This window comes from Bradyrhizobium murdochi (assembly GCF_000472965.1).
In the GTDB taxonomy this organism is placed as follows: Bacteria; Pseudomonadota; Alphaproteobacteria; order Rhizobiales; family Xanthobacteraceae; genus Bradyrhizobium; species Bradyrhizobium murdochi.
In genome coordinates this window covers 546,460-558,259 of the sequence record NZ_AXAU01000001.1, presented here as the reverse complement: position 1 = coordinate 558,259, position 11,800 = coordinate 546,460, and the positions used below count along the sequence as shown (strand labels likewise).

Annotated in this window: 11 protein-coding genes; 5 read left to right on the top strand and 6 right to left on the bottom strand. The window is 62.1% G+C overall.

The genetic code is table 11. From position 1 onward, the window contains the following. Positions 1 to 120 precede the first annotated feature (120 nt). Positions 121 to 774, top strand: coding sequence for an outer membrane protein (locus tag YUO_RS0102845; RefSeq protein ID WP_028345946.1), 654 nt, complete (start codon positions 121 to 123; stop codon positions 772 to 774). A 264-nt stretch (positions 775 to 1,038) separates the two neighbouring features. After that, a complete protein-coding gene (uvrA, locus tag YUO_RS0102840; protein WP_028345945.1) occupies positions 1,039 to 4,020 on the top strand; it encodes an excinuclease ABC subunit UvrA in 2,982 nt (993 codons plus the stop codon). Between the two features lie 110 nt (positions 4,021 to 4,130). Here uvrA and YUO_RS0102835 read toward each other — a convergent pair whose 3' ends face one another. Both YUO_RS0102835 and YUO_RS0102830 read right to left on the bottom strand, forming a co-directional pair. After that, on the bottom strand, positions 4,131 to 4,457 hold the full coding sequence (locus YUO_RS0102835; protein ID WP_028345944.1) for a PRC-barrel domain-containing protein: 327 nt from the start codon (positions 4,455 to 4,457) through the stop codon (positions 4,131 to 4,133). A 217-nt stretch (positions 4,458 to 4,674) separates the two neighbouring features. Beyond that, the gene (locus tag YUO_RS0102830; RefSeq protein ID WP_028345943.1) at positions 4,675 to 5,445 is read right to left on the bottom strand and encodes an AAA family ATPase; all 771 of its coding nucleotides are present in this window, start codon (positions 5,443 to 5,445) and stop codon (positions 4,675 to 4,677) included. A 79-nt stretch (positions 5,446 to 5,524) separates the two neighbouring features. Here YUO_RS0102830 and YUO_RS0102825 point away from each other — a divergent pair, with 79 nt between their 5' ends. Continuing rightward, positions 5,525 to 5,848 carry a hypothetical protein gene (locus YUO_RS0102825; RefSeq protein ID WP_028345942.1) on the top strand — a complete coding sequence of 108 codons (324 nt, stop codon included), beginning with the start codon at positions 5,525 to 5,527 and terminating at the stop codon, positions 5,846 to 5,848. Between the two features lie 330 nt (positions 5,849 to 6,178). Then, positions 6,179 to 6,847: an outer membrane protein gene (locus YUO_RS0102820; protein WP_028345941.1), complete on the top strand. Its 669-nt coding sequence runs from the start codon at positions 6,179 to 6,181 to the stop codon at positions 6,845 to 6,847. 148 nt (positions 6,848 to 6,995) lie between these two features. Here YUO_RS0102820 and YUO_RS0102815 read toward each other — a convergent pair whose 3' ends face one another. From YUO_RS0102815 to YUO_RS0102805, 3 genes are all read right to left on the bottom strand, one after another. Next, positions 6,996 to 7,853 carry a PCC domain-containing protein gene (locus YUO_RS0102815; protein ID WP_028345940.1) on the bottom strand — a complete coding sequence of 286 codons (858 nt, stop codon included), beginning with the start codon at positions 7,851 to 7,853 and terminating at the stop codon, positions 6,996 to 6,998. 4 nt (positions 7,854 to 7,857) lie between these two features. Then, positions 7,858 to 9,495: an acyl-CoA synthetase gene (locus YUO_RS0102810; protein WP_430649525.1), complete on the bottom strand. Its 1,638-nt coding sequence runs from the start codon at positions 9,493 to 9,495 to the stop codon at positions 7,858 to 7,860. 313 nt (positions 9,496 to 9,808) lie between these two features. Next, entirely contained in the window at positions 9,809 to 10,210 is a 402-nt protein-coding gene (locus YUO_RS0102805) for an SPW repeat protein (protein ID WP_028345938.1), read from the bottom strand. A 382-nt stretch (positions 10,211 to 10,592) separates the two neighbouring features. On the opposite strand from YUO_RS0102805, the gene YUO_RS0102800 reads away from it, so the two are divergent. Next, positions 10,593 to 10,865 carry a GNAT family N-acetyltransferase gene (locus YUO_RS0102800; RefSeq protein ID WP_028345937.1) on the top strand — a complete coding sequence of 91 codons (273 nt, stop codon included), beginning with the start codon at positions 10,593 to 10,595 and terminating at the stop codon, positions 10,863 to 10,865. 57 nt (positions 10,866 to 10,922) lie between these two features. Here the strand turns inward: YUO_RS0102800 and YUO_RS0102795 are convergent, their stop codons facing one another. Continuing rightward, positions 10,923 to 11,714, bottom strand: coding sequence for a fumarylacetoacetate hydrolase family protein (locus YUO_RS0102795; protein ID WP_028345936.1), 792 nt, complete (start codon positions 11,712 to 11,714; stop codon positions 10,923 to 10,925). Positions 11,715 to 11,800: the final 86 nt, after the last annotated feature.

Below are 11,800 nucleotides of genomic sequence, written 5' to 3'. Positions count from 1 at the left end.
TGCCGCTGATGTGGTATTTCCGCGACAGCATTTTTAGGGAACTTCGCGCTATATCGCCAGGCAACCTCAAATTGACGGCTGAGGAAAGTTGCGTTGGAGAGCCGCGAAAGGAAAAAGAAAGTGAAGAAGATTCTGCTGACCACCACTGGCCTGATCGCGCTTGGGATGGCGCCCGCGATGGCCGCCGATCTCGCTGCCAGGCCCTACACCAAGGCGCCGGCCGCAGCGATTGCGATCAATAACTGGACCGGCTTTTACCTCGGCGCGATGGGCGGCTACGCCCAGGAAAACACCTCAGATGCGTTGGGCGAGATCAGCGGCGGCTTCGCCGGCGGCACGCTCGGCTACAACTGGCAGACTGGCAACTTCGTGCTCGGCGTTGAGGCCGACGCCGCCTGGGCAGATGTCGGCGTAAGGGTGGGTAACCCGGCGCTCGCCGCCGTAGAGACCCGGATTCGCTCGATGGGTACCGTTCGTGGCCGCGTCGGCTACGCCTTCGACCAGGTCCTCGTCTACGGCACCGGCGGTTATGCCTGGGCCGACAACCGTCTGACATTGTCAGCGCTCGGCGTGAGCGTGTCGGATAGCCAGATCCATTCCGGCTGGACTCTCGGTGCTGGCGTCGAGGTGATGTTCGCACCGAAATGGTCGGTCAAGGCTGAGTACCTCTATCGCAGCTTCCAGGGCGAGACCTACTTCGCAGGCGTTGCTCCTATTGCGAGCGGAACGCTCAACCTGAACAGTGTTCAGGTCGGCGTGAATTATCACTTCTAAGATTTCCTGCTGAAACTGCCTGCGCCTCCGTTCCGAAACCGGAACGGAGGCGATTTATTTTCCGCGGCGTTTCGCACGGAGCTGCTGACGGCTGCTGCCAAAAATATTTCAGCGCAAACAATCCGTTGATGATTCGCACGCGACACTGGAAATTCCCAGCCGTTCTTCCTATGTTCCGACTTTCAATCATCGGCGCCTGATCCCGGTCCCTCGCCGGCAATGCGCGCCCAACGTGGCGCGTGCCTCGCGCCTGGAAATGCCGATATGGATGAAGTGCTAAGGGCGAAGCGCCAACAGAACGCCGGCTCCGCATCGCGTGCGATCACCATCCGCGGTGCGCGCGAGCACAATCTCAAGAATGTCGATCTCGAGATTCCCCGCGACAAGCTCGTGGTGTTCACCGGCCTCTCCGGCTCCGGCAAATCCTCGCTCGCCTTCGATACCATCTATGCCGAGGGCCAGCGCCGCTACGTCGAATCGCTCTCGGCTTACGCGCGCCAGTTCCTAGAGATGATGCAGAAACCAGACGTCGACCAGATCGACGGCCTGTCTCCTGCGATCTCGATCGAGCAGAAGACCACCTCGAAGAACCCGCGCTCCACCGTCGGCACCGTCACCGAGATCTACGACTACATGCGCTTGCTATGGGCGCGCGTCGGCGTGCCCTACTCGCCGGCCACGGGATTGCCGATCGAAAGCCAGGTCGTCTCGCAGATGGTCGATCGCGTGCTGGCACTGCCCGAGGGCACCCGGCTCTATCTACTGGCGCCGGTCGTGCGCGGCCGCAAGGGCGAGTACAAGAAAGAGCTCGCCGAATGGCTCAAGAAGGGTTTTCAGCGCGTCAAGATCGACGGCACTTTCTATGAGCTGTCGGAGGCGCCGACGCTCGACAAGAAATTCCCGCACGACATCGACGTCGTGGTCGATCGCATCGTGGTCCGTCCCGATCTCGGCCAGCGCCTCGCCGAAAGTTTTGAGACGGCACTGAAGCTCGCCGAGGGGCTCGCCGTGATCGAATATGCCGACGCGCCGGCGGGCGCGCCTGCGGCCGAGGACAAGAAGAAGACCGCAAAGATCCACGACAAGAGCGGGCCGGAACGGATTCTGTTCTCGGAGAAATTCGCCTGCCCGGTCTCTGGCTTCACGATTCCCGAAATCGAGCCGCGGTTGTTCTCGTTCAATAATCCCTATGGCGCCTGCCCCGCCTGCGGCGGCCTCGGCATCGAGCAGCATATCGACGAGGACCTCGTCATTCCCGACAAGGAATTGACCTTGCGCAAGGGTGCGATTGCGCCCTGGGCAAAGTCGTCCTCGCCCTACTACATCCAGACGCTGACCGCGCTCGGCAAGTTCTACAAGTTCACGCTCGACACCAAGTGGAAGGACCTGCCGAAGAAGACGCAAGCAGCGCTGCTGCATGGCTCCGGCGACGACGAGATCAAATTCTCCTACGAGGATGGCGTCCGCTCCTACGATACCAAAAAGCCCTTCGAGGGCGTCATCACCAACCTCGAGCGCCGCTACCGCGAGACCGAGAGCGAATGGGCGCGCGAGGAACTGGCAAAGTATTTCTCCGATATCCCATGCGAGGCCTGCAACGGCCATCGCCTCAAGCCCGAGGCGCTCTGCGTCAAGATCGGCGGCAAGCATATCGGCGAGATCTCCGAGCTGTCGGTGAAGCGCGCCGGCGAATGGTTCGAAAGCGTGCCGAAGGCGCTCAACGACCAGCAGAACGAGATCGCTGCGCGCGTCTTGAAGGAGATCCGCGAGCGGCTGTCCTTCCTGCTCGACGTCGGCCTGAATTACCTCACGCTCTCCCGCTCCTCCGGCACGCTCTCCGGCGGCGAAAGCCAGCGCATCCGCCTCGCTTCACAGATCGGTTCGGGGCTGACCGGCGTGCTCTACGTGCTGGACGAGCCCTCGATCGGCCTGCACCAGCGCGACAATGCGCGCCTGCTGGAGACGCTGAAGCGGCTGCGCGACCTCGGCAATACCGTGATCGTGGTCGAGCACGACGAGGACGCGATACGTCTTGCGGATTACGTGCTCGACATCGGCCCCGGCGCCGGCATGCATGGCGGCCACATCGTGGCGCAGGGCACGCCCGCAGACATCATGCGGAATCCAAAATCGCTGACGGGCAAATACCTCACCGGCGAATTGTCGGTGCCGATCCCCGAGCGCCGGCCGCCGAACCACAGGCGAACCATCAAGGTCGTCAACGCCCGCGGCAACAACCTGAAAAACGTCTCGGCGGAAATTCCGTTGGGGCTGTTCACCTGCGTCACCGGCGTTTCAGGCGGCGGCAAGTCGACGCTGCTGATCGACACGCTCTACCGCGCCATCGCGCGCAAACTCAACAACGCCAGCGAAGGCGCCGCCCCCCACGACCGCATCGAGGGGCTGGAGCATATCGACAAGATCATCGATATCGATCAGTCGCCGATCGGCCGCACCCCGCGCTCCAACCCTGCGACCTATACCGGTGCCTTCACCCCGATCCGCGAATGGTTTGCCGGCCTGCCCGAAGCCAAGGCGCGCGGCTACGAGCCCGGCCGCTTCTCTTTCAACGTCAAGGGCGGCCGCTGCGAGGCCTGCCAGGGCGACGGCGTCATCAAGATCGAGATGCACTTTTTGCCCGACGTCTACGTCACCTGCGACACCTGCAAGGGCAAACGCTACAACCGCGAGACGTTAGAGGTCCTGTTCAAGGGCAAGTCGATCTCGGACGTACTCGACATGACGGTGGAAGAAGCTGCCGAATTCTTCAAGGCGGTCCCGCGCGTGCGCGAAACCTTCAAGACGCTGCACCGCGTCGGCTTGGACTATATCCACGTCGGCCAGCAGGCGACGACCTTGTCCGGCGGCGAAGCCCAACGCGTCAAGCTCGCCAAAGAGCTCTCAAAGCGCGCCACCGGGCGCACGCTCTACATCCTGGACGAGCCGACGACGGGCCTGCACTTCCACGACGTGGCAAAACTTTTGGAAGTGCTGCACGAGCTGGTGGCGCAAGGCAACACGGTGGTCGTGATCGAGCACAATCTGGAAGTCATCAAGACCGCCGACTGGGTCATCGACCTCGGCCCCGAAGGCGGCGACGGCGGCGGCGAAATCGTCGCCTGGGGCCCGCCGGAAGACATCGTCAAAGCGCCGCGGAGCTATACTGGGAAGTTTTTGGCCCCGGTGCTGAAGAAAGCGGAAGGCAAGCCGCGGAAGAGCGGAGCCGCGAGCGAGGCGGCGGAGTGAGCCAGACACAAAACCCGGAACACCCATGCCAGTAGCGTGGGATGATGGGTGGAGCGAAGCGTAATCCGTCGTTTCTTCCTCCCTGCGAGCAGGTCACTCCGCCGGCGCGGTTACACCGTCCAATAATGCGGATGCGGCTGCGAGCGGTCACCCCAGTCGAAGGCGTCATCATCGAGTTCGGACGGCCCCGTGTGTAGGTCCTCCAGCGTCACGTCGGTCTGGTAGGCCTGACGCGCGGGATCAAATCGGAGCGCGTCCCAGCGAATCGGATAATGATGGTGGCTGCCGAGCAGCCCGCCGGTTTTGATCACGGCGTAGGCAACCGTTCCGCTCACCTTGTCGAGCATCAGCCGCTCGATCGAGCCGAGTTTTGTGCCGTCGCGCCCGTACACGTTCACACGCTCGACGCGATCACTGGGCACCAGGGTATGAGGCATGGCGTCCTCCCTGTTTTCCCTTGTTCGGCCGATATAATAGCACAAACGAGCCCAGCGTAGGTGATCCAGCCTGCGACAAAGTTTGCAGTACCGTAGGATGGCTAGAGCGACTTGTCCGCCGTAGCCCAACGAGCGTAGGCGGAAGCGATACCCATCAAAGTCGTCGTACGATGCAACATGGTGGGTTTCGCTTGCGCTCTACCCACCCTACAAACCTTCACTCCTCGATCGCCGCCTGCACGAAACCATCCGGGTCGTCGCAAAATTCGCGCAGGACCTTGTAGTGGTCGGTCTCGCGTACGGTCACCGGCTCGAGCCCATATTTCGTCAGCCGCAGCAGCGTCGCGTTCGGATAGGCCATCAGGACAGGCGAATGCGTGGCCATGATGATCTGGCAATGGCCGATCTCGTCCATCCGCCGCATCAGTTTCAGAAACTCGATCTGACGCGATGGCGAGAGCGCGGATTCCGGCTCGTCGAAGATGAAGATGCCCTGCCGCTGGCAGCGCTCTTCGAAGAAGCGCAAAAAGCCTTCGCCGTGGGAGTGCGAGAGGAAATCGGGAGGCGGCGGGCCGGGCGTTCCGATGGCCGCTTCATCGAGATATCGGGCCACCGAAAAGAAACTCTCAGCACGAAAGAACCATCCGTTGGTGATCTTTGGCAGCCAGCTTGCGCGAAGGGCGGTCGACAACGTTCCACCCATCTTCTCCAACGCCTTCGAATGATCGACGGGCATGTACCCCTTACCACCGCCGGCTTCGTCGTAGCCGGCAAGCACAGCGATGCCTTCGAGCAAGGTCGATTTGCCGGTGCCGTTCTCGCCGACGATGATGGTGATCGCCTTGTTGAAAGTCAGTTCGAACTCATCGCGCAGCAGCGGCAGGCAGAACGGATAGGCCTCCCGGTCGGTGATCCGCGATGGCTCGATCCAAACCCGCTTCAGGTACGGCGCCGGCAGATTGATCGCACGATTGCGCTTGTAAGCCATGGTTCGCAGCCCCGCGGAACAAAGTCATTCGGAAGGGTTATACAGACAATGGTGTACAATCCTAGATGGTACCCTGCCGATGCCGAGCGCCGCCTACACCCTCTTCCGCAATGCCATCCTCGGTGAGCAGCAGGTCGTCTGCGTCTATGACGGCCGCGTCCGCGAACTATGCCCGCACATCATCGGCACCAACAAGAGCGGCGAAGAGGTCGTGCTCGCTTGGCAGTTTGCTGGCGAAAGCAGTGGCCCGTTGCCGCAATGGCGCTGCCTGAAGCTCGCGAATGTCAGAGATGCGCGCACGCGCCCGGGCCGCTGGCACGAGGGCCGCTCGCATCGCACGACGCAGACCTGCGTCAACGAGATCGATCTCGACATCAACGTTCACGTTCGAAAGCGGCGCTGACGCGAGGCCTACCTGCCCCTCTCTCTCTCTCGCGCGCGCGCGCAAATCGAGAACGCACTCCACGCCACACGTCGCCGCACTGCTGTCGAAATAGCAACCTGTCCACGCCAATGAGCGAACGCGCTTCGGTCCAATTTTTGCCGGCATACATGACGTATGGTTAACCTGCGAACGACGTTCTCACATCCGCGCAAACGTCGCTTGCAAACGGCTCTTTGGGGGCGCGTTCGCGCCCGCTTTCCGAAAACGATACGTCACCATGCCGGTGCAATCGGTCCGTTATGGGGCCTGCAGGGGGTTATACGAGTGTTCAACTTCAGGGGACAAAATATGAAACGACTACTTTTAGCTGGTGTGGCTCTTTCGGTCGCGACCGCGGCCTCGGCCGCCGACCTGCGGGCGCGGCCCTACGCCAAGGCGGCTCCCCCGGCGGCGGTGGTTGCGGCGTATAACTGGTCCGGCTTCTATATCGGCGCGATGGGCGGCTACGGCTGGGAGAGCGAGGGCGATGGCGGCGGCGGCTTCGGCGGCGGCACTATCGGCTACAACTGGCAGCTTCCCGGTAGCCAGTTCGTATTCGGTGTCGAAGTCGACGCCGCCGGCGCCAGCATCAAGGACAGCCTCACCGCAGACATCGGCGGGGGCGTCCTGGCCACGGAGGAACTCAAGATCAACTCGTTCGGCAGCGTGACCGGCCGCGCGGGCTTCGCATTGGATGCGGCCCTCATCTACGCCAAGGGCGGTTTTGCGTGGGCCAACAGAAAGGACTCCCTTTCAGTGCCCGCGCTCGGCGTGTCGCTTTCGGATAGCCAGTCTCACACCGGATACACCATCGGCGGCGGCCTCGAATATTTGTTCACGCCGAACTGGTCGGCCAAGGCCGAATACATGTACACCAGCCTCGGCAGCGAGACCTACAATCTGGGCGGCGACGTGTTTGACTCCGGTACGGTCGATTTTCACACCATCAAAGTCGGGGTGAACTATCACTTCAGGTGAGTCCTTGGTACGATCTGACACGAACCGTCGTCACCCGCGAAAGCGGGTGACCCAGTATTCCAGAGACAGTAGTGATTGAGCGATAAGCCGCAGCGTACTGGATGCCCCGCCTTCGCGGGGCATGACAGCCCGTCGTGAGAAATCGTCCTCACACCACCTCCAGCACGAGCTCCATCGTCATCAGCACCGGATTGTCGCCGCGCATCAGCCGTCCCTCGGCGATGCCGCCGAGATAATCGACCAGCGCGACATCGAGCTCAGCCTGCAGTATGCCGTCGGCGCCGGGCGCGATCGTGCCGGCCTTGATCGCAAGCTCGGTCGCAAACGGCACCACGGTTCGGCCATCGGTGAAATGCGCGCCGATGGTGGAGCCGACGCCGCCGTGAATCCGCGCACGCAGGATTCCGTGCTGCCGGCAGAAAGTCTCCAGCGCCGCTGCAAAATCCTGGTTCGGCCGCAGCCGCAGCGCAAAGGCGCGGCTCGTGGTCTCGGCGTCCGTGCTCGCGCGCGCCACCGGCCCGAACAATTTGAAGTTGGTTTCGGGATCGGGCTCAGCCACAAACATCGCGCCGTCGATGCCGAATGCTTCCACCGCGAACGATTCGGCGACGACGCTTTCCTCGGGAAGAATGTGGCCGCCGTGCAGATGTCCGTCTGTCTCGGTCCACAGCCCGTGGCAATGGAAGAACGGCGCGCCGTCGCGCTCGCCGAGCGTCATCGCGCCGAGCTTCAGCCGCGTGATGCCGGACGGCCGGAACGTATCGCTGTAGAACGCGGCATTGGCGCCGGTCTTCGACAGCGCTGGCATCACATAGGCAAACGGCCCAAGCGCCCCTCCCCGCATGCCCAACACACCACCGGAAAAGCCGGCTTCGGCAAAGCCGCGGCGCGCGGCCTCGAGCAGCGGAAGGCCCGCCTGCAGCGTGAACGAGAACGCCCGTCCCCGCGCCTCGACCCATTGGATGCGCTCGGGCGCTGGCGGCCCGGGCTGCGCGACGCTGCGCATCGCCTCAGCTATCCGTCTTGGAGATAAGGTCAAGCAGCCCCCTCGCCTCCAGCTCATCGCGAACCAGCCGCTTCGGAATCTTGCCATAGCCGGATTTCGGCAGCGCCTCCCAGAAGAAGAAGCGTTTCGGCATTTTGTAGCGCGGCACCTTGGGCGCCAGGAATGCGGCAAGCTCCGCTTCGCTCACGGCAGTAGCACCCTCGCGCGCGACGCAGACGGCGACCCCTACCTCGCCCCAGAACGGGTCGGGCACGCCGAGCACCGCCACCTCGCCGATCGCGGGATGGGTGAGAATCTTCTCCTCAACCTCGCGCGGATAGATGTTGGAGCCGCCGGAAATGTACATGTCCGAGGCGCGGCCAGTGATATAGACGAATCCCTCCTCGTCCATGTGGCCGAGATCGCCGGTGCGAAACCAGCCGTCGCGAAACGCCTTCGCGTTGGCCTCGGGGTTGTCATAATAGCCGGCGAACACGGCGGGACCGATCACGCAGATCTCGCCGGTCTCGAACGGTTTGAGCTCGCGCCCGTCATCGCCCTGGATCGACACCTGCATCCCGGTGCGCTCGAAGCCGCAGGTACCGATGCGGGCCTGCGGGCCGTCCTCCGTGTCGTGCAGACTGGCCGGCATCACCGTGATGTTGCCGGTGACCTCGCCGAGGCCGAAATACTGCACGAGCACCTTGCCGAGCTTGTTCAGCGCGGCCTTCTGGTCCTCGCGATACATCGGCGCGCCGGCATAGATCACGAAGCGCAGCGAGGAATGATCATATTTGTCGACCGCCGGATGCTCGACCATCATTTTCAGAATCGTCGGCACGGTAAAGATGTTGCTGACGCGATGGGCCTCAATCAGCCGGAACGCTTCCGCGATGTCGAATTTTTCCGACGGCAGCAGAATGGTCGGTACGCCGCGCGCCGCCTGTACGAGCTGGTGCACGCCGGCGCCGTGCGACAGCGGCGCGACCACCAGCGAGGCATCCGTCTCCGTCGTGCCCGGCATCAAATCGGCGAGATGATTTGTCACCACAAAGGCCATCTGCCCATGGGTGAGAACCGCGGCCTTGGAGCGCCCGGTCGTGCCGGAGGTGAAGAAAAACCAGCAGGGGTCGTCGTAGTCGACCGCCGCATTCTCGACCTTGGCGCCGGCATGCTCGGCGATCACGTCACTGACCGTCTTCTCGCCGAGGGCGCCCTCGCCGACCCGCCAGGTGAATTCGAGCGCCGGATTGGCTGCCGCCGTAGCGTGATCCGGAAAATCGCCATGACACAAAAAGGCCTTAGCACCGGAGGCGCTGGCGAGATAGGCGACCTCGTCCGGCATCAGGCGGAAATTGGTCGGCACCCAGACTGCGCCGAGCCGAAACGCCGCGAACATCGACCAGAACATCTCGTCGCAATTTTTGGAATGCACGAGGATGCGATCGCCCTTGGCGATACCGCGCGCGGCGAGGCCTGCTGCCAGAGCCGACACGGCACCATCGATCTCGCGCCAGGTCCAGGATCTATCGCCCCAAATGAAGCCAATGCGTTCGCCATGGCGGCGGGCATTCTGGGTCAGCATATGCGCCAGATTCATCACCCGGCGCGACATCCGCGCGAGACCGCCGCGCGGGATAGGAATGGTCACCGTTTCAGTCACAGGAAATCAACCATCACGCTTCGGACAATAGAACATCTCATGGCAACGATAGCAGAAAGGCCGCTGTGAGCTCAAATCCGCCGTCAGGCGTTACAGGCCATGATAGTATCGCGGCCAGCGAACCGACATCACCATGACCAGCCGTTCGCGTCCATAAACCCGCGCAAATGATTTTCGTCGGCCAATGGAAGATCGACGACATGGATGCCGTCGACGGCGCCCCCGGTCCGCGCCCCGCTTATCGTCTCATTCAAGAATTAGAATTGAATCGAGAGCCCGCCAGCCATGTGTGGAGCCGACGGGCTCTCCAGAATTATTGCGGATGATTGGCCAGTTCCTGATCGCTCAAGCGCCAATCCTGCCAGAGCTGAAGCGCGCCCAGCAGGACGACGATTCCACCGAGGGCGACGTGCCAGGCCCGAAGCATGTCGTCACCGGCATAGCCGAAGATGAAGGGTGAAGCGGCCAGCCATAGGCCGAGCGCGATCTCCCCCACCTCCTCCCAGCGCTGCAGTGCGACATATTCAAGCTGGGCCAGACCGAAGACCAGCATGCCGATCACGAACGTATTGAGGATCATGGTGCTGCGTTCGGCGTCCATCACGTCGTGGCTGGAGAACGGAAACCACGGCGATACCACGATCAGCACGCCAAGCAGCATGCCGAGCCAATCTTCCCATGTGCGATGCTTGCTGATGAAACCAAAGCCCGACATTGTAGACCTCCCCTTGAAAAGAGGCATACGTCGGCGGCCGCGATCACAGCATTTCCGATATCGAACCCAGACCCGGCCGCCTCAGCGGCGTATGTCATTCTAAAGACGTAGGAACCTCACCCCCGGTTGCAAGACCTCGCCGGCAAAGTTCCTGTGCGATTACGCGTCCTTATTGCACTGCACCGAGCCGCGGCGCGCTTTTGCGCTTGTGCGAGCCGGCTCGTTGAGGTGGTCGGTTGCGACGATATCACCGCAGTGCCCAGCAATGCAGTGGTCAAGGCTCTAGACAGCATATCAGCCTGGCAGTTGTCCGTTCGTCGGCGGTTTGCACCGGCGGGTTCATGTCTCTAAATCAAACAGTGAATCATCCAGGAATCGCTGCATGGCCGCCGTCCGCGACAACAAGGCTCAAAACCGCTTCGAACTCGATATCGATGGCGCCGTGGCGTTCGCGAATTATCGCATCACGCCCGCGGCGGTCATCATCACCCATACCGAAACGCCGCGCGCCCTGCGCGGCCGCGGCGTCGCTTCTAAGCTGGTCAGGGGCGCCCTCGAACTGATCCGCGCCGACGGACGCAAGGTCATCGCCGGCTGCGGCTTTGTCGTGGATTATCTGCGCAGAAATCCGGAATTTGCCGATCTGACGGGGTGACGTGGCACACCAAACCACAGTCGTCCCTGCGGAACGCGACGGCGACAGGTGGCACGCTCACGTAATCCGGATCGACATATCCGGTAGGCCCTCGAGCTTGCACAGGACAACGTCGCCCTTCACGACGGGACCGACATTTTCCGGCGTGCCCGAATAGATGATGTCACCCGCCTTGAGCTCGAAAGCTTCCGAAAGCTTGGCGATTTGCTCCGCCACGTTCCAGATCATATTCCGCAGATCGGAGTTTTGCTTGACGGTGCCATTCACCGCAAGCGAGATCGCGCCCTTGGTAAAATGGCCGGTCTTCGTGGCTGGATGAATCGGCCCGAGCACCGCGGAGCGATCAAAGCTCTTGCCGATTTCCCATGGCTTCTTCTCGTCGCCCATTGCCCGCTGCAGATCGCGCCGCGTCATGTCGAGGCCTAACGCATAGCCGTAGACATGATCGAGCGCCTGCTCCACGGGGATTTTGGTGCCGCCCGATTTCAGCGCTGCCACCAGCTCTACCTCATAATGATAGTTCTTGGTGAGCGACGGATACGGATGATCGCCAACCGTTCCGATGGCGACATTCTGGATCGCGTCGGTTGGCTTTTGAAAGAAGAACGGCGGCTCGCGATTGGGATCCGAGCCCATTTCGCGGGCATGCGCGGCATAGTTGCGCCCAATGCAATAGATTCGCCGCACCGGAAAAACATCGGTCTCGCCGGCGATGGGAATGGTCGTCGTGCCAACCGAAAAAATCGATTTCGAGCCGACCTGCGCTGCGGCCGTGCCCACTTGCGCCGCCGTACCCGCCAGCGCCAGCGCGCCCGTGGCCAGAATGGTCCTGCGATCAACATTGCTCATTGGGATCCTCCTTGTTTTATGAGTCTTCTTGTCCGCCCGCATCTACAGCGTTTTCTCCACGAAGTAGATACCGTTACGCGTTTTGC